Source organism: Salinibacterium sp. NG253, from assembly GCF_015864945.1.
Lineage (GTDB): Bacteria > Actinomycetota > Actinomycetes > Actinomycetales > Microbacteriaceae > Rhodoglobus.
On sequence record NZ_JADYWF010000002.1, the window covers coordinates 542,792 to 567,617 of the forward strand.

Annotated in this window: 15 protein-coding genes and 1 tRNA gene; 9 read left to right on the forward strand and 7 right to left on the reverse strand. The window is 62.2% G+C overall.

Going from position 1 to position 24,826, the window contains the following annotated elements; translation table 11 throughout:
- Window positions 1-68: 68 nt before the first annotated feature.
- Both I6E52_RS12475 and I6E52_RS12480 read left to right on the forward strand, forming a co-directional pair.
- The gene (locus I6E52_RS12475) at window positions 69-3,170 is read left to right on the forward strand and encodes an ATP-dependent DNA helicase (RefSeq protein ID WP_197157864.1); all 3,102 of its coding nucleotides are present in this window, start codon (window positions 69-71) and stop codon (window positions 3,168-3,170) included.
- Complete coding sequence (locus I6E52_RS12480; protein WP_197157866.1) at window positions 3,167-6,433, forward strand: ATP-dependent DNA helicase; 3,267 nt, start codon at window positions 3,167-3,169, stop codon at window positions 6,431-6,433. Before I6E52_RS12475 ends, I6E52_RS12480 begins: the two co-directional genes overlap by 4 nt.
- A gap of 12 nt (window positions 6,434-6,445) precedes the next feature.
- Here the strand turns inward: I6E52_RS12480 and I6E52_RS12485 are convergent, their stop codons facing one another.
- Window positions 6,446-7,300: a LysR family transcriptional regulator gene (locus I6E52_RS12485; RefSeq protein WP_197125496.1), complete on the reverse strand. Its 855-nt coding sequence runs from the start codon at window positions 7,298-7,300 to the stop codon at window positions 6,446-6,448.
- A gap of 87 nt (window positions 7,301-7,387) precedes the next feature.
- On the opposite strand from I6E52_RS12485, the gene I6E52_RS12490 reads away from it, so the two are divergent.
- Window positions 7,388-8,839 (forward strand): MFS transporter, encoded by a 1,452-nt coding sequence (locus I6E52_RS12490; protein ID WP_197157868.1) that lies wholly within the window; start codon window positions 7,388-7,390, stop codon window positions 8,837-8,839.
- Between the two features lie 27 nt (window positions 8,840-8,866).
- Here the strand turns inward: I6E52_RS12490 and I6E52_RS12495 are convergent, their stop codons facing one another.
- Complete coding sequence (locus I6E52_RS12495) at window positions 8,867-9,868, reverse strand: phosphotransferase (protein WP_197157870.1); 1,002 nt, start codon at window positions 9,866-9,868, stop codon at window positions 8,867-8,869.
- Between the two features lie 67 nt (window positions 9,869-9,935).
- Here I6E52_RS12495 and nudC point away from each other — a divergent pair, with 67 nt between their 5' ends.
- Together nudC and I6E52_RS14590 are read left to right on the forward strand one after the other, a co-directional pair.
- Window positions 9,936-10,862, forward strand: a complete 927-nt coding sequence (gene nudC / locus I6E52_RS12500) for an NAD(+) diphosphatase (protein ID WP_197125490.1) — start codon at window positions 9,936-9,938, stop codon at window positions 10,860-10,862.
- On the forward strand, window positions 10,859-12,553 hold the full coding sequence (locus I6E52_RS14590) for an ATP-dependent helicase (protein ID WP_197157872.1): 1,695 nt from the start codon (window positions 10,859-10,861) through the stop codon (window positions 12,551-12,553). Before nudC ends, I6E52_RS14590 begins: the two co-directional genes overlap by 4 nt.
- On the opposite strand, the gene I6E52_RS12510 is transcribed toward I6E52_RS14590, so the two are convergent.
- Window positions 12,471-13,361, reverse strand: a complete 891-nt coding sequence (locus I6E52_RS12510; RefSeq protein WP_197157874.1) for a hypothetical protein — start codon at window positions 13,359-13,361, stop codon at window positions 12,471-12,473. The genes I6E52_RS14590 and I6E52_RS12510 overlap by 83 nt on opposite strands.
- A gap of 127 nt (window positions 13,362-13,488) precedes the next feature.
- Entirely contained in the window at window positions 13,489-14,832 is a 1,344-nt protein-coding gene (locus I6E52_RS12515; RefSeq protein ID WP_197157876.1) for a zinc-dependent metalloprotease, read from the reverse strand.
- 108 nt (window positions 14,833-14,940) lie between these two features.
- Between I6E52_RS12515 and I6E52_RS12520 the strand changes: the two genes are divergently transcribed.
- The 4 genes from I6E52_RS12520 (at window position 14,941) to I6E52_RS12535 (ending at window position 20,420) form a co-directional block, all read left to right on the forward strand.
- A complete protein-coding gene (locus I6E52_RS12520; protein WP_197157878.1) occupies window positions 14,941-16,053 on the forward strand; it encodes a S16 family serine protease in 1,113 nt (370 codons plus the stop codon).
- A 174-nt stretch (window positions 16,054-16,227) separates the two neighbouring features.
- Complete coding sequence (locus I6E52_RS12525; protein ID WP_197157880.1) at window positions 16,228-19,107, forward strand: UPF0182 family protein; 2,880 nt, start codon at window positions 16,228-16,230, stop codon at window positions 19,105-19,107.
- A gap of 89 nt (window positions 19,108-19,196) precedes the next feature.
- Window positions 19,197-19,273: transfer RNA gene (locus I6E52_RS12530), tRNA-Met, on the forward strand.
- Window positions 19,274-19,469: 196 nt separating this feature from the next.
- Window positions 19,470-20,420 (forward strand): SDR family NAD(P)-dependent oxidoreductase, encoded by a 951-nt coding sequence (locus I6E52_RS12535; protein WP_197157882.1) that lies wholly within the window; start codon window positions 19,470-19,472, stop codon window positions 20,418-20,420.
- Window positions 20,421-20,439: 19 nt separating this feature from the next.
- Here the strand turns inward: I6E52_RS12535 and I6E52_RS12540 are convergent, their stop codons facing one another.
- The 3 genes from I6E52_RS12540 to I6E52_RS12550 form a co-directional block, all read right to left on the reverse strand.
- Window positions 20,440-22,326, reverse strand: coding sequence for a threonine/serine exporter ThrE family protein (locus I6E52_RS12540; protein WP_197157884.1), 1,887 nt, complete (start codon window positions 22,324-22,326; stop codon window positions 20,440-20,442).
- Between the two features lie 122 nt (window positions 22,327-22,448).
- Complete coding sequence (locus I6E52_RS12545) at window positions 22,449-24,074, reverse strand: LPXTG cell wall anchor domain-containing protein (protein WP_197157886.1); 1,626 nt, start codon at window positions 24,072-24,074, stop codon at window positions 22,449-22,451.
- 113 nt (window positions 24,075-24,187) lie between these two features.
- Window positions 24,188-24,811 carry a TetR/AcrR family transcriptional regulator gene (locus tag I6E52_RS12550; protein WP_197157888.1) on the reverse strand — a complete coding sequence of 208 codons (624 nt, stop codon included), beginning with the start codon at window positions 24,809-24,811 and terminating at the stop codon, window positions 24,188-24,190.
- Window positions 24,812-24,826 lie beyond the last annotated feature (15 nt).

Below are 24,826 nucleotides of genomic sequence, written 5' to 3' on the forward strand. Positions count from 1 at the left end.
AGATTACGACACAACGGGGCGCGATGAATATCACGTTCACTGTCAGCGCATCCCGATAGCGTTGACGCATGGTCACCTTGCCCTCTGAGCGTGCGGATGCCGCGGCTAACGCACCGCATACGCTCGACGATTCTCAGCGCGCTGTTGTCGACCTCGCCGAGGGTGTGAGCGCGATCGTTGTTGGAGCTCCGGGCACGGGCAAAACCGAGACTCTTGTTGAGCTGGTGGCGCAGCGTGTGCACGCCCGCGGCTGGTCGCCCGAGCAGATTGTGGTGCTCTCGGCAACCCGTCAGAGTGCGACGGCGCTGCGTGATCGATTGGCGGCACGCATTGATGCGACCACCTTGGGGCCGATGGCGCGAACTGCGAACTCCCTCGCGTTCGAAGTGATCCGCGAGGCCGCTGCTGTTGCCGGAGAAGGCCCGCCAACACTGCTCACAGGCGCTGAGCAAGACCAAATCATTTCTGACCTGCTTGCGGGCGAGATCGCTGACGGCATGGGAGCGCCGTGGCCGGCCCACCTCGATCCGGAGGTTCGCCGCCTGCGCGGGTTCCGCACCGAGTTGCGAGATCTCATGATGCGCTGTGTCGAGTTTGGGGTCACGCCCGCTGACTTGGCGGCGCTCGGCGAACGCACCGATCGGCCGGAATGGGTGGCGGCATCCGCCTTCATTGCGGTGTACGACCAGGTGAAGGCTAGCTATCGGGATCGGCATTTTGATGCGAGTGAGCTGCTGGCTGAGGCCGCTGGGCTGATTGAGGGCGGGCACTATGCGGCGATCGATCGGCTGCGGTTGGTCGTGGTCGACGACGCCCACGAACTCACCGAGGCCACCATTTCTCTCGTGCGGGCGCTCGCCAGTCGCGGCATAACGATCATCGGTTTTGGCGATCCTGACCTCACCACGGGGTCGTTCCGGGGCGCGCAGCCTGCCGTGCTGTCGCAGTGGGCGACGCGGCTCGGGCTTGAGAACTGCGAATCGTTGTTTTTGTCGTCGGTGCATCGGCACAGTGCTGAGCTACGTCAGACGGTGACCAACCTCACCCAGCGCATCGGTGTTGCGGGGCTCATCGAGCAGCGCAAGTCGCCGGCGGTCGCCACAGCGCCGTCGAGCATCCAAAGTTTTCAGCTCTCGACACCGGCCGAAGAGGTTGCGTTCATTGCGCGCCATTTACGCGAGAAGCATGTGCTTGAGTCGGTGCCGTGGTCGCGCATGGCCGTCATCGTGCGCACCGGTTCGCTGATTCCATCGCTGGCCCGGCAGTTGCGCACCCTCGAAGTGGTGACGAGTGTGTCGAGTGCGCGCAGTGCCGTGCGCGACGAATTCAGTGTCAACGGCTTGATCGTCTTGCTTGAGCTGGCATTGAAACGTCGCCCGCTGGATGCCGCAGCAGCCGTCGAGCTGCTGTGTAGTTCCGTTGGCGGTTTCGACACCGTCTCGCTGCGGCGCCTCAAGGCTGCGCTGCGTCACGAAGCGCTCGGTGCCGAAATTTATGACTCGGCCGACGAACTCATTGCGCAAGCGCTGGCCGCCCCGGCAGGGTTCGTCACGATCGACAATCGTGTGGCCCGGCAGGCTGCAGCGGTCGCCAAGAACCTTCACGAAACCGCTGCTGCAGGGGCCGCCGGCGACACCATTGAAGAACTGCTGTGGGGCGCGTGGCAGCGCAGCGGGCTCGCCGATCGTTGGTTTGAGCAAGCTCTGGGAGCCGGCGTTGTCGCCGAAGAAGCCAATCGCCACCTCGATGCGGTTGTTGCACTGTTTTCGTCTGCCAAGCGTTTTGTGGAACGTCGACCGGATGCTCCCGCCAACGTTTTTCTCAACGAATGGCTTTCGGCGGATGTCGCTGAAGACACCCTCGCCGCGCGGTCGATCGTTGACTCGGTCACGGTTGGAACGCCGGCATCCGTCATCGGCCAAGAGTTCGATGTTGTGGTGGTTGCCGGTATGCAAGAGAACGTATGGCCAAACCTCCGCGTGCGCGGTTCGCTGCTCGGTGCGCACGACCTGCCCCGCGTGCTGGCGGGCGAGAAACTCGCGGTCGCCGACCGGCGCCGAGAAGTTCTCCACGACGAATTACGGATGTTCGCCCAGGCCGTGTCGCGGGCCACGAGCGAAGTGATCGTGACTGCCGTGGCCGGTGACGACAACATGCCGTCGCCGTTCTTGACGCTCATTCCTGAACCGGATGAGCCCGTGCGTTCGCGCCCGCCGCTCAGCCTGCGCGGTCTCGTGGGCGTGCTGCGCCGCGAGCTAACCACGGGCGCTCAGCCGGAGGCTGCTGCGGCGTCGCTGGCACGCCTCGCCGGCGAGAGTGTTCCCGGTGCCGATCCGCGCTCCTGGTACGGGCTTCGCGCGCCAAGCACCACCGCGCCGCTCGTCGACCTGACCGAACCGGATGCCGAAGTGCGGGTGTCTCCCTCGCGCATGGAATCGTTCGAAACGTGCCCGCTGCACTGGGCGATCGACCAGCTGGGTGGCTCCACGACAAACGTGGCCTCCAACCTTGGTTCGCTCATCCACGGTGTTGCTGAAACGGCCACTGATTTCAGCGCCGATGCGCTCTACAAGGCGGTGGAAGAACGCTGGGGCGAGATGACCTTCGAGGCCTCGTGGCAATCGGAGGCTGAGAAGCTGCGCGCCCGCACACTAACTCAACACTTAGCCGCCTACTTGCGCGACTTCGCCGCTGACGGGGGAGAACTCATCAGCAACGAGATGGGCTTCGTGCTTCCCCTCGAACAGGCCCGACTGAGCGGAAAGATTGACCGCGTCGAAATGTATGGCGGCACCACCGCCGTGATCGTCGACCTCAAGACCGGCAAGAACGAGCCATCCAGCGACAAGGCTGTTGCCGATCATCCGCAGCTCGCCGCCTACCAACTTGCCTTTGCCTCCGGAGCCATTGAGGGCGTGCCCGAAGGCCTCGTCAATGGGGGAGCGAAGCTCGTGGTGCTCTCGCCGTCGGCCAAGACCCGCGACTATGACGCCCCCAAGCAACAACCGATGAACGACGAGGAGCTCGAACTGTTCCGACAGCGCGTGATCGAGGATGCCCGCGGAATGGCCGGCAGCGTATTCGTAGCTAGGGTGAGCAGCCACTGCACCGACCCGTGGAGCTTCGGCAACTGCCGCATTCACGTCGTGCCGGCGGTGAGCGCCCGATGATCTCTTCTGTCGACCTCGCCGGTCTTATGGGCATCCACGCTCCCACCGAACAGCAACGTGTCGTGATCGAGGCGCCGCTCAGCCCCGCCCTCGTCGTCGCCGGCGCGGGCAGCGGCAAGACCGACACGATGGCCAGCCGCGTCGTGTGGCTCGTCGCCAACAACTTGGTGAGCCCCGACCAGATTCTCGGCCTCACCTTCACACGAAAAGCCGCGGGTTCGCTCAGCAAGCGCGTGAGCGAACGCATCGCGATCCTGCGCGACGTGCAAAGCGCGCATCCCGAACGATTTGTGGCGACCCCCGAAACAGCTTCGATCGAGTTTGATCAGCCCACGATCTCCACCTACAACTCCTTTGCCAGCGCACTCTTCACCGAGAACGCGCTCCTCATCGGTCGCGAACCCGAATCGACTCTCCTCAACGATCCATCATCGTGGCAACTGGCCCGCAAACTTGTGGTGGCGAGCACGGATGAACGGCTCATCGGCCTCGAAAAGTCCATCAGCGCGCTCACGGAGGCCGTTCTCGACCTCAGCCATGCGCTCAGTGACAACGTGGCTAGCGCCGAAGATGTTGCTGCCTATGCGCAACGCTTCACTCAGATTTCCGAGCTTCCCTACGCCGAGACCGCCCGCAAGAAAACCCCCTACGCGTCGGTTATCGATGCGGTGAAAGAGGTCGGTTCGCTCGCGCCGTTGCTCACTCTGGCCGTTCAGTATGCCCAGCAGAAGCGGGCGCAGGGGCTCCTCGAGTTCAGCGACCAAGTTGCTCTCGCCCTCGAAGTAGCTGAGCGCTCAAGCGATGTCGTCGAGCACTATCAAGACCGCTACCGGGTCGTTCTGCTCGACGAATACCAAGACACCAGTGTCGTTCAAACCCGACTGCTCGCACGCCTCTTTGGCAACCATTCGGTCATGGCCGTCGGTGACCCGCACCAGTCAATTTATGGCTGGCGTGGAGCCAGTGCAGCCAACCTTGCGCGTTTCAGCCGCGACTTCACCGACAACGCTGATGCGCAATATTTCGCGCTTTCTACGAGCTGGCGCAATGCCACGACCGTGCTCGACGCCGCCAACGTGATCGTCGAACCGCTCAGCGCACGCTCACCCGTGCGCGTCGAATCGCTCGGTGCTCGTCCCGCCGCCCCCGTTGGATCGGTCGACACTTTTTATTTCGAACACATTGATGAAGAAGCTCATGGCGTCGCGAAGTGGTTTGCCCGTGCCCTGGCGCCGCAGGCGTGGAACGACTACAACCCGGATCCTGACGCTGAGGCTCCCACCCCGCCGACCGCCGCCATCCTGTTCCGCCGTCGCAGCGACATGGAGCGTTTCGCAACTGCCCTCGGCGCAGAAGACGTTCCGTACCACGTGCTCGGCATCGGCGGCCTGCTCTCGACCCCCGAAATCGTTGACCTCGTGAGCGCGCTCACCGTGATCCATGACCCCACCGCCGGCTCTGAACTCATTCGGCTGCTGTCGGGCGCGCGCTGGTCCATCGGCCCGCGCGATCTTCAAGAGCTCGCATCACTCTCGCGCTGGTTGCTGAGCCGCTCAGTCACGCAGCAGGAGCTGAGCGCCGAAGTGCGCCAGCGGATGCGAGACTCCGTCGCCGTCGATGATTCGGCATCCATTGTGGATGCTCTCGACTTCGTGGGGGAGGCTCCCGCAAGTCATTCGCAACTCAAGGGTTTCAGCGAAGAAGGCCTGTCTCGGCTCAAGGACGCCGCCAAGCAGTTGGCGTTCTTCCGCTCCCGAGCCGGGCTTGAGCTTGGCGACCTCGTGCGCTTGCTTGAGCAAGAACTGCTCCTCGACATTGAAGTGGTGGCGAGCCGTCCGCAAGCCCACGGGATGGCGAACCTCTATGCCTTCCACGATGAGCTTGCGGGCTTCTTGGCCAGCGATGACCAAGCTAACCTTGGCAGTTTCTTGTCGTGGCTGCGTCGAGCCACGCAGCAAGACATGATGGGCCCGCGCAGCGACGATGCCGAAGCCGGCACAGTGCAATTGCTCACAATTCACGCGTCCAAGGGCCTGGAATGGGATCTGGTAGCGGTGCCCCGCCTCGTAGACGGCGAAGTGCCGGCGACCTCACGCGAGGGCAAAGGATGGGTTAGTTTTGGCAAGCTGCCCTTCGCGTTCCGCGGTGATGCTGGAGAGCTCCCCGAACTCGAATGGGAGAACGCGCACTATCAATCCGAGTTCGATGGTTCCCTCAAAGAATTCAAGACAGCCCTCGCTGAGCGGCACCAGGCCGAAGAACGACGCCTTGGCTACGTTGCCATCACTCGTGCCCGCGACAATCTACTGCTGACCGGCTCATTCTGGTCGAGCCGCAGCAAGCCCCAAGCGCCCAGTATTTTCTTGCAAGAACTCGAAGAGCGCGGGCTGATCGCGGAGCTTCCCGCTGACCCGGTCAACGACGAGAACCCCACTCTCAACGATGTCGTCGACCCGCTCTGGCCGTTCGACCCCCTCGGCAACCGCCGCACGAGCGTTGAAACAGCGGCCCACCTCGTTGCCACCGCTGATCCGGGGGCTGATGGTCTCTGGTCACACGAAATCGACCTGCTGCTCGCCGAGCGCAGTCGTGCCGCGAGCGAAGCCCGCCGCACTCCACTGCCGCAGCGCATCCCCGCCTCCCGTTTCAAGGACTACATCGCCGACCCCGAAGCCGTCGCGCTCTCGCTCCGTCGACCGATGCCCGAGAGACCCTACCGAGCGACGCGCCTCGGCACCCAGTTTCACGAATGGGTGGAATCACGCTTCGGCTCTACGGCATCCACCGAAACACTTGACGCTTTCGCCCTCGAGATCGACGGCACCGACTTTGATGGCTTCGATGGTGAGAATGCGGCGGATGTCGAAAAGCTCGCCGAGCTGCAAGCGACCTTCGAGCGTTCGGCGTGGGCCACGCGCAAACCCGTCGACGTGGAGATCGAGATCCACGTCCCCTTCGGCGACCGCGTCGTTATCTGCAAGATCGATGCCGTGTATGCCGATGGTGATCGCTTCGAGATTGTCGACTGGAAAACGGGGCGAGCCCCACGCGATGCGGCCGACCTCGAAGCGAAGCAACTGCAGCTCGCCCTGTACCGGCTCGCCTATGCGCAGTGGAAGGGCGTGCCGCCCGAGAACATCGATGCGGCGTTCTACTTCGTCGCCGACGACACCGTGATTCGTCCGAAACACATCTCGAGCGAAGCCGAATTGCGCGACGCCTGGGCGAAGTCTGTCGGCGCCGCCCCCAGTTTCGGTGGCTAAGCGTGCCGGTGGCTAAGCCCGCCGCTGCACCGGCCGGCTCAGTATGGCGGTGCTGAGTGCCTCGATCGGTTCGCGTGCCGCCATCGGATTGTCGAGCAACACGAAGTCGACATCGCCTAGCTCGGGCAGGTCGAATGATGCCGGAACCTGGGCCAAATCGGGCGGGATGAGCGACTGCGGAAACACCGCGATACCGATCCCTGCGCGCACCGCGGCAAGAGCGCCATTCACTTCCTTCACGTTGCACGTGATGCGCCAGGTTCGTCCGACAGCCTCAAGCGCACGCATCGCGTACGCGCGGCCCAGACTCGGAGCTTGGTAGGCGATGAGCGGAACCGGGGCCCCCGATTCAACGGTCATGCTTTTATGGCCCAGCCACACCATCCGGTCTCGGCGCACCAAGCGCCCACCTTCGGCACCGGCGTCTTGTTTGACGAAAACCAGATCGAGTTGGCCGGCCTGAAGGCGGCGCACGAGATTGCCGCTCTGGCTCACGGTGAGTTCGAGATTGATGTGCGGGTAGAGCTGCCGAAAGTCACGCAGGATGCGCGGCAACTGGGTAAGGGCAAGGTCATCTGCTGATCCGAACCGAAGCCGCCCGCGCATCGCAGAGCCGGTGAAGTACTTCACTGCTTGGTCTTCTGCCGCAAGAATTGCTCGCGCAAACCCGAGCATCGCTTCGCCGTTGTCGGTGAGCGAGACGGTGCGAGTGTCGCGCAGCACGAGTATGCGGCCTGCCGCAGCTTCGAGCTTGCGGATGTGTTGGCTAATCGTCGGCTGGCTGAGCTCAAGGGTGCGGGCGGCCTCCGTGAAACTGCGGGTGTCTGCGACAGCGACGAAAGATTTCAGGACGACAGGATCAAACACAATGCCTCATTACGAAACGTAATAGAATTTATAGCGTTGATTATGCCGTGAAATGAGTGACGAGACAATACGCTTGAGCGTGTGAGTATGCCATCTGAGACGTCGCCGGCGACAGTGCCTATCTCGGCGGTCATGCAGCGGCCGCTCTGGCGCGATACCTTCAGCTCTCTTCGGCTGCATAACTACCGCCTCTATGTCATCGCGCAGTTCATTGCCTACACAGCGGCATGGGTGCAGCGCATCGCCGTCGACTGGCTCGTTCTGGAACTCACCGGCAACGTTGCGCTCGTTGGCCTGACGATCGCCATCCAGTTCACGCCGACCATCATCCTCGGCGCCTATGCGGGGGTTATCGCCGACCGCTTCGACAAGCGGGCGACTCTGATGGTCGCGCAGTCCATCATCGGCACGCTCAGTCTTGCGCTGGCCATCGTCACGATCATGGGAGTGGCCCAGCTCTGGCTCGTGTATCTGCTCGTGCTGCTGATGGGCATCATTCAAGTTTTCGACAACCCCGCTCGTGCGGTGTTCGTCAACGAACTCGTCGGACCGCGCCATTTGCGCAATGCCATCAGCCTCAACGCGTCGATTTTCCACTCGGGCGCGTTTCTCGGGCCTGCCCTGAGCGGCGCGCTGATCGTCGCCGCCGGCTCGGGCTGGGCAATCGGTATCAACGCTGTTGCGGTTGTAATCGGCGTGATCATCTTGGCGTCCATGCGCAAGAACGAACTACTGATCGCCCCTCGCGCGCCCGAATCGAAGGGCCAGATTCGCGAAGCGATTCGCTACATTCGGGCTAAACCTACGCTGTTCTGGACGATGGTGATGGTCTTCGTTGTTGCCGTGTTCGGGATGCCGATGCCCACGCTCCTCGCTGCCATGGCCAACACCGTCTATGACACCGGCGCCAGCGGTTACGGCCTGTACAACTCACTGGCCGCGATCGGTGCCTTGCTCGGAGCCCTTGCCTCTGCTCGTCGCGCGAGTCTCCGCCTGCGCACGATCATCTTTGGCGCGGTGCTCTACGGTGCCATGATGATGCTTGCCGGCGTCGTTCCCATTTATGGCATGTTCTTGGGGGTGCTGATCGGCATCGGCCTCAGTCGACTCCTGCTCATGACGGCCGCTGAAACGATGGTGCAACTGTCATCCAACCTCGTGATCCGCGGGCGCGTTATGGCCTTCTGGGTCATGGTGATTCTCGGCGGCCAGGCCGTTGGTGGTCCGCTCATGGGAACCATCGCCGAACTCTGGGGTGCCAAGCTTGCCTTCGTTATCGCCGGTGGTGTGCCCGCCGCAGTAGCAATCGGTATTGCCATCGTGCTCGCGCGCTCCGGTCGTCTCACGGTAAAAGTGGCACCGCGCCGAGCCGGTCGGTGGGTGGCCATCGTGCCGAAGCATCAGTCGCGCGCGATCACTGAGCCCATCACCATCGTGGATGCCGCAGCAATGCAACCGGAACCGCGCGGAATGCGATTGCGAAAATTACGCTCGTCCTTGCTGCGCTCGTCAGCGAAGAGACGCCGGGAACGCAAGTAGCCAGCGAGGCGCGGTCAGAAGGCGAGACTAAACTGCGCGGTTGTCCTTGCGCAGCATCGCTTCAACTTCGTCGACGGCCATGGTTGGCATTGTGTTGGCGCTGATGGGGTTCATGACATCGTCTCGGATGTCATCGAGCAGCGTCGTAAGCATCTCACTCGCGTCATCCACAATTTCAGTACTGCGCACTTCGGTGCCATGGAGCAACCATTTCGCGACCGAAAGCTCGGCGTAGAAGGTGGCGCGCTGCTTGAGCTGACGGTCACCGGCGCCCCGAGCATCCGCGTAGGCACCGAAGGCGGTGTCGATGATCGCGTCATTGCGCGGACCGAGTAGCCACTGCAGATCGGTGGCGGGGTCGCCGACTTTAATGTCTTGCCAGCCGAGTACGCCGGTCACAGCGTTGTCGGCACTCAAGAACGAATCGGAGACGAGGGAACCGTTGACGACGCTGGGCTGGAACTGCCAGAGCTTGGAGTCTTCGGCCGCTTTGCGCCAGCGTTCGAGCAGCGCAGCAGGCACCAGCTTGGTGGCGGCGGCACGGTCGATGATTGAAATGCAAGAGCGTAGGCACTCGCCGGCGGTCTGCACGGGGAGTCCGGCATCCGCAACGAAGCTTGTGGGAAGGGCGTGAATCGCGGCGATGGCGGAACCAATGGATGCCGCGAGCGACCCAGCACCGGTCGTGTACGCGCGCATCGGAACCTTGCTGCCGTACACAAATTCGTAGACGATGCCGCGAGTTTGACCGACAGGAACTTGCCCCGCGTAGCTCGTGACATTGAAGGGGAGACGGGTGCGCACACCGGCGCTCAAGGCGCGCAGGGCGACGAGGTCGGCGGACTGTACGTTCTCGGCCGCAGCGTTTCGTGGCACCCGAATAATCCAGTGTTTGCCGGCGCGGTCGGTGATGAGCGCCGAATCGAAGTCGTTTCCGTTGCCGGTGCCGAACGGGGCGGCTGCGGCAACTTCGAGTCCCTCGACAGCAGAGGTCGCCAGCGCGGCTAGAGTGAGATGTGATCTGGCCATAACACTCAGGGTAGGTTGCTCTGACGTGCATTTGCCGCACGCCACGCACTTGGGACGGGGTCGATACATGTCACAGGCTTTTCTTTCGCGACTGCCATTGTCGCGATATGAGATCGATCGTGACCACTTAGCTCGGGAAGATCCGCGTCTTCTTGACCGCTTGTGGCGCGAATCGGCAACTCGTGTGCTGCCCATTTTTGATGGCTCGGCGCTGCTGGCGGCCGACGGTTCTTTGGCGCTCTTGCACCCGGATGCGATCGAGCGCGGCCACACGAGCGTCTATTTGGGGCGCTCGATGTCGACGACGAGTCCCGAACCGGTTGGCACGCCCATCGTGACGGTTGAACTCGAGGATGCCGGGCACTTTGCCGAGGCCGAGTGGGGCAACTTGCGCAGCATTGCACCGCAGCTGAGCGACCGGGATGCGGGGCTTTTCACTGAAGCGCTCGCGATTTTGAACTGGCACTCCTCACACTTGTTCTCGCCGCGCACGGGGGAGCCGACCGTTGTGGAGAAGGCGGGGTGGGTTCGCCGCGATGTCGCGTCCAAGCTTGAAGTGTTTCCTCGCACCGACCCCGCGATCATTGTCGGGGTCACCGACAACGATGATCGTCTGCTTCTCGGGTCGAACGCGCTGTGGGAGTCGAATCGCTATTCCTTGCTCGCCGGGTTCGTGGAACCGGGGGAGTCGCTGGAGTCTGCCGTGCAGCGCGAAATTTTCGAAGAGTCGGGTGTTCCCGTGGTCGATCCCGTCTATTTGGGCAGCCAACCCTGGCCATTTCCGGCGTCGCTCATGCTCGGCTTTATGGCATCCGTCGCTCCCGGTTTCACGGGCCCCGGCACCCCGGATGGCACCGAGATTCTCGATCTGCGCTGGTTTAGCCGTGAGGAACTCGCAAACTCTCTCAATGAAATCCGCCTGCCCGGCCATTCGTCGATCGCTCGCGCCATCATCGAGCACTGGTACGGCCAACCGATTGACGAACAACCGTGACGCTTGACGCAAACGAATTACTCGACGCGCTAGACGAGGGCCAGCGTCAGGCCGCTGAAACTCTCCTCGGACCGGTGTGCCTTCTCGCGGGTGCCGGCACAGGAAAGACTCGCGCCATCACCCATCGCATCGCCTATGGGGTTGCGACCGGTGTGTACCCTCCCGGCCGAGTCATGGCTCTGACCTTCACGAACCGCGCCGCCGGTGAATTGCGCGGACGGCTTCGTAGCCTTGGCGCAGAAGGTGTTGCCGCACGAACGTTCCACGCCTCGGCTCTCTCGCAGCTGAACGCCTTTTGGCCTCAGACCATCGGCGGCACCATGCCGCGCTTGTTGGAGGGCAAAGCGCGCATGATTGCGCACGCCGCAGACTCGATCAAACTCAAGCTCGATACCGCAACGTTGCGGGATGTCGCTGCCGAAATCGAGTGGCGAAAGACGTCGCGGATGTCGGTCGAACAATACGGAAACGCTGGCCGCACCGTGCCCGCGGCCCTCACCATCGACAAGATGGTCGAACTTCAGTCCGCCTACGAGTCGATCAAGGATGCCCGGCGACAGATTGACTTTGAAGACGTGCTTCTGGCCGCCGCCGGCATGATCGAGGCCGAGCCCCGCATCGCGCAGCAGGTTCGCGAGCAATACCGTTTCTTTGTCGTCGATGAGTATCAGGACGTCTCGCCGCTGCAGCACGAACTGCTGCGGCTGTGGGTGGGCGACCGCGATGATCTTTGTGTCGTCGGCGATGTGAGCCAGACCATTTACTCCTTTGCCGGAGCAAGCCCTGACTTCTTGCTGCGCTTCGCGTCGCAACATGACAACGCTGCCGTTCTTCGACTCGAGCGAAACTACCGTTCGACTCCCGAGATTGTGCACACCGCGAACAAGTTGATGGGCAACCAGAAGGGTGCGCTCACCCTGCAGGCGGCGACAACCGAGCACTCTCCGACCCCGCAGGTCACTGGCTACGACGATGACAACGCCGAGGCCGCCGCGATTGCCGCCGCAGTCGCGGCCCAAATTGCCGCAGGAACCAGCCCCGAAGACATTGCAGTGCTCTACCGCATCAACGCTCAGTCGCAGCCCATTGAGGCCGCGCTCACCGAGGCAGGCGTGCCTTTCCTGGTGCGCGGAGCGACTCGCTTCTTTGACCAGCGCGAAGTGAAGGAAGCCATCATGCTGTTGCGTGGTGCCTCAATCACGACCGCTACCGAGCCACTGTTCAAGTCAGTCAGCGACATCCTTCGCTCCATTGGTTGGTCGCAAGAACCACCGGAGACCGCCGGGGCGGTTCGCGAGCGGTGGGAATCGCTCAACGTGATCATGCGTCTCGCCGAGGATGCCGCTGCCGAGATGACGCTGCGGGAGTTCGTGGCCGACCTTGTCGATCGCCAAAGCAGCAACAACGAGCCGTTGCGTTCCGCCGTGAACCTCGCGACCTTGCACTCGGCCAAGGGCCTGGAATGGGAGTGCGTGCACCTCATCGGCCTCAACGAAGGCCTACTGCCCATCAGCTACGCCCGCACACCCGAAGCGATCGACGAAGAACGTCGACTGTTGTATGTGGGTATTACGCGTGCCCGCCGGTCACTGGGGATGTCGTGGTCGGCTAGCGCACAAACAGGCCGGGGTGCGCGTCGTGCCCCCAGCCGTTTCCTTGACGACGTTCGGGACCGGACGCAGAGCTTGTAATCTGCGTCACTTGTTGGCAGCCGCATTCAGGATGCCGAAATCGCAAGCTTTCATCGCGGCGCCCGGTGGCGTGGTCGATGCGCACCGACGCAGTAGCGTCGGCCGGGGTCTGATCGAAGACGGTGTACCCGCTGCGACCCAGACGATGCAGGGCCATACGGCTGGCCTCGCCGGCGGCTTCAGCGATGAGCGTGGGTGTTTGCGCGAGCGAGGTGCGCCCCATGAGCTGAGTCGCGATGGCAGGCCAGGATGGGTCAGCATCGCGGCGGTGAAGATCAATGCACAGAAGGCATCCGGTGATTCCGGGAGTAACGACCGGGCCAACTTCGGCAGCAGAATCGGTGATGACGACGGGCATATGGGGCACGTCACGGCGAAGCCAGTGCGAATGCACCGAGGGTGGAATGACGAAATGGCCGACAACGATTGCGAGATCCGGGTCGGGATTGGCAAGTTCATCGGGAGTTTCGGCGACATCAACGCTTACTCCGCTGGCGGCGAGAATGCGTGCGATGGACTCCACGAGCACACCAGAGCCGAGAACTGCGACCCGAGCACTTGGCGGCTGTGGGGGAGTCGCGACTAAGACTCGAGACAGGGCATCGAGCAGGTCGTTGCACTCAGCAGGATGAGACTTCGCCAGCATTCCGATGCCGCTACGACTAATGCCGGCCACGAGAGCAGAGAGGATCTTCTCTTGGTTCTCGGTGACGCGCGGCAATACAACGACGGGTGGGTCAATGCCGAACTGAGCACTCGTAGGGGATCGCCACACGAGCGGTAGTCGGGGGTCTACACGCAGCATCATGTGCCCATTGTGCACAACTGTCCGATTGGTCAGTGTGAAGATTCCACAGCCTGAAGATGAACTATCGGCGACAAAAACCTGTTGCGCGCGCGACTCTCTTCGTGCCCAGCACTTTCTTCAGTGCGGGCTAGGACTCCTCGCCCTCGTGAGGGCGATCTCCCGACTCATCATTGAGAAGATCATTGATGGCTTGATCAACGTCATCCAGAGTGCTGCCACCGTCACGCAGGCGGGCAACGAGAGCGGCCGGGTCGTCGATATCGGCGGCCGTCGGCATGAGGTCGGGGTGCGACCACAGCGCGTCGCGTTGATCGGCACCGAGCTCGTCGGTGACGTGCTGCCACATCGCTGCTGCTTCACGCAGGCGACGCGGGCGCAACTCAAGACCCACGAGAGTGGCAAAAGCCGACTCAGCAGGGCCACCGGACGCGCGACGGCGTCGCACGGTCTCCGCAATCGCCTCGCGCGCCGGAAGTCGCGAGGTGGCGGCGGCCGTCACAACATCCACCCAGCCTTCAACAAGCGCCAGAACGGTCTCGAGGCGCTCGAGCGCCTCACGCTGCTCTTCGCTCTTCGGTGGAATGAGCGAACCGTTCGTCATCGCGTCGCGAAGCTCTTCAGGATTATTGGGGTCAAAGTCGCTCGCCAACTCAGCAATGGCATCCGAATCAATGTGGATGTCGTGGGCATAGGCGGTAACAGACGTCATGAACTGCAGACGCAGCCACTTTGCGTGGCGGAAGAGTCGGGCGTGTGCGAGCTCGCGCACCGCCAAGTAGAGGTGAATCTCGCTGTCGGGCAGGTCGAGACCGTTGCCGAACGCGAAGACGCTCTGTGGAACGAGTACAGCTTGCTGTTCATCGAAGAGAGGGATGCCGATGTCGCCGCCCGACACCACTTCGCTCGACAACTGACCAACAACCTGGCCGAGCTGCATGGCGAAGAGGGTGCCGCCGATGTTGCGCATGACTTTGCTTGCGCCGCTGAGCATCTCGTCCATTTCCTCTGGCGCGTTCTGCTTGAGAACGTCCGTGAGGGAATTGGCGATCGAGTTGGCCACTGGTTCAGCAAGCTGAGTCCAGATGGGCATCGTGATGGTGACCCATTCGCTGCGGCTGAGCAGCTTGGGTTCCACGGTGAGTTCGGAGATATCGGTGACCTCATCGAGCCAGAGCGCAGCCACATGGAGGGCCTGCTCGAGTTTGGTGCGTTCGGCGGGCAAAGACACCACGGTGCTTTGCGACGCGAGGTTCTTAGCCTGCTCAAGAGCAATGTCCCAGTTGATGCCGTCGCCGCTCTTGCCAAGCGCGTTCTGGAGCTGGCTCAGCAGTTGCTGAATCATCGCAGGATCGTTGGGCAACCCTGCTGCACCAGCCAATTTCGCCGGATCGATTTCGCCCTCGCCCGAGAGAAAGTCGCGCATCATGTCGCGGAACTCGTCTTCGGAATTGTTCTCAGCATCGTCAGCCATGCTTTAACGCTAGCCGCTCGATGCCGTGCGCGGCTGAGTTTTGACCTAGGCTAGTGACTCTTACCGTGCGCCTGTGGCGAACACCGCTCCCACCCCGTAAGGACTTAGGTGGCCCTGTTTACTGATAATCGACCCGAACCTTCATCGAGCCGCGCCCGAAGTGGCTGGCTCGGATGGTTGGTTCTGAGCGTCGCGCTTGTAGGAACCCTGCTGGCAACACTCGTCCCTTCGCCGTACATCATCGAGCAACCTGGCCCGGTGTACGACACTTTGGGTGACGTGGAGATTGAGGGCGCACTCGTGCCGCTCATTCAGATTCCGGTCGAGACGACCTACCCCACCGAGGGTGCACTCGACATGCTGACGGTCAACGTGTTGGGAAACCCCGATTCACCGCTCAGCTGGTTTGAGGTCGGCGCCGCGTATTTCGATCGCAGTAAAGCAATCGTTCCGGTCGAAGCTGTTTACCCCGTTGGCGTGACGGTCGAGGAGTCCACCGAGGCAGGTGCAATTCAGATGGAGACGTCGCAGCAGGAAGCGATTGCCGCAGCGCTCTCTGACCTGGGCTACGAATTTGATGCCACGCTGACCGTTGCTGAAACCTCCGCCGGTGGACCGTCAGAAGGCGTGCTCGAAGCGGGCGATGTCATTCGCAGCGTGAACGGTGAGACTTTTGCCGACGTAGCTGGACTGCGCGACGAGATCGCAGCAAACGGAATCACAACTCCTGCCGAGGTTGTCTTCGAGCGCGAAGACGAAGAATTGACCGTCGAGATCACTCCCACAATGAGCGAAGGCGACGACGCCATCCCGATCATCGGCGTTGTGGTCGGTAGTGCCTATAATTTCCCGGTTGACGTCAAGATCCAGCTGGAGAACGTTGGCGGTCCGAGCGCCGGAATGATGTTTGCCCTCGGAATCATCGACAAGCTCACGCCCGGTGCAATCAACGGCGGCACCGAAGTTGCGGGCACGGGAACGATCACCGCAACCGGCGATGTCGGGCCGATCGGCGGCATCCAGCAGAAGATGTATGGCGCGCAGGCAGCTGGTGCTGACTTCTTCCTCGCTCCCGTGGAGAACTGTGATGAGGTTGCAGAGAACACTCCCAAGGGCCTCACGGTCTATGCGGTCGATGATCTAAACGATGCGCTCGTAGCGCTGGCCAGCATCCGCGGCGGTTTGAGCGGCGCCGGACTTCCCACCTGCAGCGCCAATTAAGCGTTGCCCGACCCGTCAACTGTGCGACGAACCTTCCCGTGCGCTGCCCTCAGCGCACTTCCCTGTGAAGAACATTGCGTGGAGCTTGTGTAACGCTGAGAGCGATCACCAACCCCGCGCCCATGAAAGACCTTTAAGATAGCTCTAAGCCCCCAATTTCAGGAGCAAAGTACTGTGTCGAGCCAAACCCAATCAGCCCCGACGAGCAAGACGAGGTCTGCGTTTACGATCACGGCGATAATTCTCGCCGTCATTGTCATCGCGTTCTTCTTGTTCTCGAACCTCTACGCCGATGTGCTCTGGTATAGCCAGACCGGGTATTTGGAGGTTCTCACTACCCAGTGGATCGCTACAGCCGTGATGTTCATGATCGGCTTCGTCGCGATGGCGGTTCCGGTCGGCGTCAGCCTGCTGATCGCTTTCCGTGCACGCCCGATCTACGCCAAGCTCAACGCACAGCTTGAGGGCTACCAGCAGGTAGTCGAACCGCTGCGCAAGCTCGCCATGGTTGGAATCCCGGTTCTGCTCGGCATCTTTGGCGGTGTCTCCTCCGCGAGCGCCTGGCCCGTTGCCCTGCAGTGGTTGAACCGCAGCTCGTTCGGCCAGACCGATCCGCAGTTCGGCTTGGACATCTCGTTCTACTTCTACGAGCTTCCGATGTATCACTCCATCGTTGGCTTCGCTTCCGCCGTGTTGATCATCTCCTTCCTCGGAGCACTCGCGACGAGCTACCTCTACGGCGCTCTCAGCGTCCATGGTCGCGAGGTGCGCATTTCACGTTCTGCTCGCGTTCAGCTTGCGATCACCGCTGGTGTCTTCTTCGCACTGCAGGCCCTCAGCATTTGGCTTGACCAGTACACGACGTTGTACTCCGCCAGCCAGGGCTTCCTGCAGACTGGTGCAAGCTACACCGAGGCAAACGCCACCATCCCGGGTCGTGCGATCCTCGCCGGCATCGCGGCGATCGTGGCCATCCTCTTCATCGTGACGGCGATCATTGGCCGCTGGCGTCTGCCGATGATCGGCACCGCGCTGCTGCTCATCAGCGGACTTGTCGTCGGAAACCTCTACCCGTGGATCGTTCAGCGCTTCCAGGTAGACCCCAACGCCCGTAGCTACGAATCTGAGTATATCGATCGCAGCATCCAAGCGACCCGGGATGCCTACGGTGTCTCTGATGTAGACGAAGTTCCCTACAGCGCGACAACGGATGCTGAGCCCGGAGCGCTTCGTGCCGACGCGGCGACTACGGCCAACATCCGAATTCTCGACCCCGCGATCGCCCCAGCGGCGTTTGCACAGCTCGAGCAGTTCAAGCAGTACTACCAGTTCGGCAGTCACCTCGACGTTGACCGCTATGACATTGATGGCGAGACTCAAGACACCGTGATTGCGGTTCGTGAGCTCAACCAGTCCGGTCTTGGTGAGTCACAGTCCTGGTACAACAACGCAGTCGTCTACACCCACGGCTATGGCGTCGTTGCCGCTTTCGGTAACCAGCGTGCCGCGGATGGACAGCCCGTGTTCCTCGAGTCGGGAATCCCGAGCACCGGAGACCTTGGCGAATACGAACCCCGCGTTTACTTCGGCGAAGACTCTCCGGAGTACTCGATTGTTGGTGCCCCTGAAGGCTCCGACGACATCGAACTCGACTACCCATCGGGTGGCGAAGACAGCGACCAGAACGCCACGACGACGTTTGAGGGTGACGGCGGGCCCGTGCTCGACAATATCTTCAAGAAGCTTGTCTACGCGGTGAAGTTCCAGTCTGAGCAGATCTTCCTTGCATCAGACGTGACGGACGAGTCGCAGATTCTCTACGACCGCGAGCCCCTTGATCGTGTCGCGAAGGTCGCCCCGTACCTCACCCTAGACAGTGACGTGTACCCGGCCATCGTGGACGGGCGTATCGTCTGGATTGTTGACGGCTACACCACGGGCGCTAACTACCCGTACTCGCAGGTTGAGCAGCTTTCTAGCGCGATCGCCGACACCTACACGCCGGCACCGCAGTTCGCACTCGACGACATCAACTACATCCGCAACTCGGTCAAGGCGACTGTTGATGCTTACGACGGTTCGGTGAACCTGTACGCGTGGGATGACGAAGACCCGGTTCTGCAGACCTGGAACAAGATCTTCCCGAACACCCTCTTGCCGCAAAGCGACATGACCGTGGATCTGCTGGATCACGTGCGGTACCCCGCTGACCTGTTCAAGGTGCAGCGCGAGATCCTCGGTTCGTACCACGTCACCGATGCTGGCTCGTTCTACTCGAGCGATGACCAGTGGATCAGTCCCGAAGATCCGGTTTCGGACACGGGCTCGCTCCAGCCGCCGTACTACCTGACGATGCAGGTTCCCGGAACGGACGACCCGGCGTTCACGCTGTACTCGACCTTCATTCCGCGAGGAACGGCTGACGCGAGTCGAAGTGTTCTTACCGGTTACTTGACCGCGAACTCGGATGCGGGTCCTGACTACGGCAAGCTCACGCTGTTGACGTTGCCGAAGCAGGACACGATTCCTGGTCCTGGACAGGTGCAGAACAGCTTCAATACCGACACCATCGTGGCCAACCAGCTGGCACTTCTGCAGCAGGGTGACACCGAGGTGAAGCTCGGTAACCTGCTGACGCTGCCCGTCGGTGGTGGACTGCTCTATGTGCAGCCGGTCTACGTGCAATCGACCAGCGGAACTCAGTACCCGCTGCTGCGTAAGGTTCTGGTGTCATTCGGTGACGAGATCGCGTTCGAGGACACCCTCGACGAAGCTCTCGACACGCTGTTTGGCGGAGACTCTGGTGCCGAAGCCGGCGACGGTGAGGTTCCGGTAACGCCGGATGTTCCCGTTGACCCCGATGCGCCCGTCGACCCCGATGCGCCGGTAGTTACTCCCGGCGACAACGCGGCACTCGACAGCGCACTGGCGGACTACAAGTCGGCACTGGCCGATCGCAACGCGGCTTATGCAGACAACGACCTCGTCGCTGCTGCGGAAGCTGACCAGCGCATGGTCGACGCAATTGAGCGGGCAATCGCCGCCACCGAATAGTGAAATCTAACTCAGCGGGCCGCAGCACACTGTGAGCCCGCTGAGTTCGGTTTTCGTGCCGTTCACCCTGTGTTACGCTTTATATACGCCGCGGGGTGGAGCAGTTCGGTAGCTCGCTGGGCTCATAACCCAGAGGTCGCAGGTTCAAATCCTGTCCCCGCAACCACGTAAAGAATCCCGGTCTCATTGAGACCGGGATTCTTGCGTTAACGGGCTTACGTTATCGGGCTTACGTTGTCGGGCTCATGCAGTGCCTTCGGATGCGTGATCCGCTCGCGGGTGTGAGATTCTTAGCTGCACCGGACGCCGGTAGTTAAACCCGCGAAGCTCCTGAGCGGTGTTCCTGCAGAAAGAGACCCCCTATGAATTCTTACGCCACCATGACCGCTCTCGTCACGGGCGCAAGCTCCGGGGTGGGTTGGGAAGCCGCAGCGCAGCTTGCCGAGGCAGGCTACGGCCGCATCATCATCACGGCGCGCAGTGCCGAGAAAGTCGCAGAGGCTGGGGCTTCGCTCAGCGCACGAGTTCCCGGCGCGCAGTTTGTGCCGGTGACTCTCGACCTCGACGACTTCGGATCCATCTCCCGGGCTGCTGACGGCCTCATCGCCGACGGCACTGCTATCGACGCCCTCATCCTCAACGCGGGGGTTGCCTCCACCACTCAGTTGCGCCGCACCTCGGCTGGTATCGAGCAAATCATGGCGGCGACGCTGACAGGGCACCACGCGTTTACCCAGCACCTGCTCCGGGGAGGGCTGTTGAGCGCCCACGCTCACATCATCATCGCCGGGTCGGAAGCCGCGCGCGGAGACGTTCCCTCGTTCACTGTTGTGGACGTGGCTGAACTGGCTGCGGCATCCTTCGACGGTGATCTGGAGCGTGCCATTGAGGCGATTCTTCGCGCGGAGCCGCCCGTGAAATACAGCAACAATAGTCAGTATGCGACGGCGAAGACCTTTGCGGTGTGGTGGGCGAGAGAGCTCGCCACCCAACTTCCCGCCGGCATGACGGTGAACGCGGTGTCGCCCGGCAACACTCCGGATACGCAAGCATCACGGGCGATGCCCGCGATCATGCGCAGGGTTTTATTGCCGCTCATGAAACTCATTCCCGGCGTCTCGCACAGCGTTCCGGCGGCCGCTGCTCGGTATCTCAGTGCGATCGAGATGTCGGATGATGTGACTGGAACCTTCTTCGCGTCACCGCCGAAGAAAATGACGGGACCGCTCACCGCCGCGACCCAGAGCCATTTCACCAACCCAGCCGGGCAGCGCGCCCTCTGGAACGTGTTGGAAAGACTGACAGCCGAGTAGAAGCGTTCCGAGTTGGCCGCTACTTTTCGGCGGAGGCTTCGGTTTCCTTCTGAGTGCCAGGGGCGGGCACCGCTATCGGCTCGGTCGCGGGGGCCGGCTCAAGGAAGTCGAAAAGTTGGGGAATCCGTTGGTCGCGCAGCGAACTTGAGGCGGCGAGCCCGATGAGAACGCCCAGGGCGATCGCGATCATCGTGCCGACCGTGGTGATGAGGCTGCTGAACGCTCCTGTGTTGCCCCCTAAGACCTCGGTGACGCCCACGAGCCCCAACGCTCCCGGTACGAGCAGCCAGAACGCAGGGAGGAAGCTGACGATCGCGGGAGGGCCGCTGCGGTGTCGCGCGACGAGCACCGCGACAGGAGTCATCGCGATGGCACCGACGAGAGCCGACAGGACGCCGCCGAACAACACATCACCGATCACTTGGGCGCCATAGGCCACGTAGAGCACGAGCATGATCCACGGAATGGATGCCGGCCGTGCGCACTGATAGACGGATATTCCGATTCCAAATACCGCGACCGCGATCCACGGTGCGATGGGGCCGAGGGGTTCGCTCGACACATCGAGGTTGATGGTGGGAACGCCCACAAGGGCGCCGGCGGAGACGATGCCGACCGCGAGCAGCAGCAGTCGCATGGCGCCAGCAGCGGCACGGGCAGAACCAGACATGATGTGGCCGGTCGAGAGTTCGATGACGGCAGTGGTGAGCAGTCCACCCGGCAACAAGATCACCAGCGGTGCTACGAGCGAGGGCAGCACACCGGAGTCAGCAGATATCCGGGTCACGAGCAACACAATCAGTGAGGAGCCGAGAGCGGCTCCCACAATCACAAGTGCGGTGTATCCGGAGGGCAGACGTTCGCCGAGCAACAGCAGTGTTCCGACGCCAAGGCCAAGCGCAGCAGCTAACAGCACTCCGAGCCATGATGAGCCCAGAAGCACCGCGATCGCGGCCGACGTGAGTGCATACGCAAACACTCGTTGAACGGTTGAAAAAGGCGCAGAAAGCGCGCGCACTTTTGCGAGCTGACGCGTGACCCACGCACTCGAGCCAGCACGAACCCGCCCCACCTTGACGACGCGGTCAATCACATCAATGGCATAAAGCAGATAGGACCGGCGGCCCGCCGACACTGCTCTCGTTTGCGCGGAACCGTCGGCATCCAGCGACACCAGAATTGCCGTAGGGAACACAATTACTTCGGCAGAAGGGTACCCATTTGCCGTGGCGACATCCTGCACGGCAGAGCGAACCATGCTGACCGGGTAACCGCTATCGATCATCGCTTCGCCGACATCCGCCATGGAATTGAGCACAACCCCAGCCGAGGTCGCGCTATCGCGTAGTGGCGCCGCAGGGGCAGCGGTGTGCGCCGTGAGTGAGCGCCGTCTCAGGGCGAGCCAGAGCACAATCAGGCTCGCGACCAAGACGGCAACAGCGATGAGTAATGACGTGAGCGAAACCGTGGATGTCGCAACACTGGGGGGAGTCGCCGGCAGCGGCACGACTTCGACCTCGTCTGCCGGAGTCTCGACCGGTGTGGGGGTGGCGCTCGGCGTCGGAGTGATGGTCTCGGAGGGAACCGGAGTTGGAGTCGATGTTGGGGTGGATGTCGACGTTGAGTTGGGAGTCGGGGCGACCGTCGGGGTCGGGCTAGGAGCGGTCGTCGCTGCGAAAGTTTCCGGAGCGCTCGGGCCGATCGCTGCCGGGTCTTCGTCGACAGCAGCCAGTGCACTGCCGCGAGACAACTCGCTAGAGGTGCTGTGTGCGGGCGTTGACGTAGTGGCGGCGCGCGCGGGGGAGCTTGGCCCCACCGCTGCCGAGACAGCCAACAGGAGTGCACCGGCCGAGCAGGCAGCGACGATCAGCACTCGAAGACTTAGTCGGCGCTGCGCGATTCTCATTCTCCAGTGTCCTCCGTGGTAGACAAACCGGTGTGTATGAAACGTACGCGGAATCGTCGGTAACAGCGAATGTGGTTGCGCTTATCGCCTGGTCTCATGCTCGCGTGAGCGAGAAAGGCAGCTTAGCGACGAGGCTGCGGTGCGCGCTGGCGTTGTTGAGGTCGCAGCGCTGAGCTGCGACGGACCGCGAGCAAAGTCGATCCGGCAAGGAGCAGGAAGGTGGCAGCCAGAGCCGCGTTTGTCGCATCCGAGCCGGTTGCAGGCAGCAATGCGCCGGCGAAACGAACGGTGGTGGCGTCGGAGGCGAGCGTGAGTTGGTCGGACGCGACCGAGGCGATGCTCGAGAAGTCGGCTCCGACATCCGTGACAACCAAGATCGCGGTGCAGGTTCCGGTAGCACCGGGGGCGAGGTTTGTGGGCATTGCCGAGCAGTCGAACGCCAGCGTCGGCAAGGTGCTGGTGACGACAACGTTGTCGAGGGTGGTGTTTCCCGTGTTGTGTGCCGAAACGGTGAAGGTCGCGGTGTCGCCCACGGCGGTGTACGTGGTCGTGTCGGCGCTCTGGGCGACGTCGAGTGCAGGGGCCTGATTAGCTGCGGTAGTCGCGGTGTCGGCGGCAGAGGTGACCGTTTCGCCCCACGTCTCTCCGGAGGCGGTGGCGGAGTTGGTGTAACTACCAGCGTCGATATCGTCTTGCGTCACAGCATGCTCAGCGGCGCAGGTCATGGTGGCGCCTGCGGCGAGGGTGTTTGCGGGGCACGAGAGGTTTTGCGCTCCGGCGTCGTTCACGGTGACGTTGCTGAGCGCGAGTGTGCCGGTGTTGGTGAGGAGAAAGCTGTAATCGATGAGGTCGCCGACCTGACTAGCCGTGGCGGGCAATGCTGTAGCGGTCTTCGCGATCGTGAGGTTTGCCGTGCCGTCGACAACGGACGGGCCGATGAAGCTCATTCCCTCCGCGACGGCAGTTCCTGTGTCGTGTTCGTCGCCCACGATGACCACCATGCGCGAGACGGGGGTGGCGAGATCGGCGGTGAAGCCGATCCAGCGCGTGCTGCGGTTGCCGCAGCCGTCGGGATCTGTGCCGCACAGACTTTGGTCGCCGCTCGGCACAATCTCTTCTTCAGAGATCAGTAAATCGTCGGTGTCGTACAGGCGCACGAGCGCGGGAACGCCGGACCCATCAGTGCGTGTTTCGAGATCGCCGAACCACCCGCCAAATGCAAGCACGTCAGCCGAAAACGTGAACTCAAACGCGTCACGGGTGTTGGCTTCTTGGGAGTTGCCGCCGGATGCTCCGTAGCTGAAGCCAGCGCCGTTGGTGCAGCCGCTGTTGCCATCGAGGAGCGAGGGCCGAGGTGAGCTGCTTTGAAGGGTGTTGCCGCTGCCGGTGCACTGGGCGATTCCGGGGTTAGGGCTCACACCGACAAGGGTGGTCGTGGCGCCGGGGGTGTACATGGTGCGTTCAACGGACACGGTGGTGCCGCCCGGTGTAGTTGCAATCACGCCCGAGAGTGGATCGTTCTGGGTGCCGTTGATGACGAGAGGCGCGGGAACTGTGCCGCCACGAGCGGTAACGGCGGTGCCCCACGCGTCGCGAAGGGTGGTGGCGGCGGCACGACCGGCGATGTTGTTTCCCGATGCTTCTGCCGAGACGTGCGAATACGTGGCAGCGGATGCCGGAGTCGCCACGAGCGCGACGAGAGAGGTCGCGAGGGCCGCAACGAAAGCAGTCTTAATCGGGTACTTCATAGTGAATCCTTTAGCGTGAAGCCGCTTCGGGTGCGACCAACACACCACCAGCCTATGGGAAAAGGGTCGCGCGGTTCATTACCCAGTTGGGGTGGCGTTGGAATCTGGCAGCTTTAGTGGGCGGCGTAACGCCAAGTGTCGACTAGCCCATGGATAGCGGCAAACGCGGAGTGGATGTGCTCGGCGCCAGCCTGCGAGCGGATGGTGACTTGGAGCCCGAGAAACATCAGCGACAGAATCTCGGCCCGTTGTGCGGTGAGGGAATCGTTCTCGGTGCCTGCAGGGAGAGCGTTGGCGGCCAAAGCGGTCATCTGCAGGCGAAGCTCGCGACCGTAGTCGACAGAGAAATCTTCGTAGCCCGGGGTGCTGCCTCGCAGTTCATTCGCGCTCATCACCATGAGGCAGCCGAGGCTGCCTTCGTCGGTTCCTGCGAATTCTTCGAAGTTGTCGAAGAAGGTGTGGATGCCGTCAATGCCGGGCCCAGATTCGGCTCGCAGTTGGGTGAGCATCGCCATGCGTTCGCGGAGGTAGCGCCGCAGCACGGTCGCGAAGAGTTCGTCTTTGCTGCCGAAGGTGCGGTACAGGCTGGGTTTGTGAACCCCGCTGGCTTCAACGATGTCGCTCATGGAGGTGTGACCGTAGCCCTGCTGCCAGAACAGCGCAGTGAGTTGATTGAGCACAGCTTCTTCGTCGAAGGCTCGCGGGCGGCCAGCGGTGGGTGTTAACGTGGTGCTCATTCACCCACTCTACGT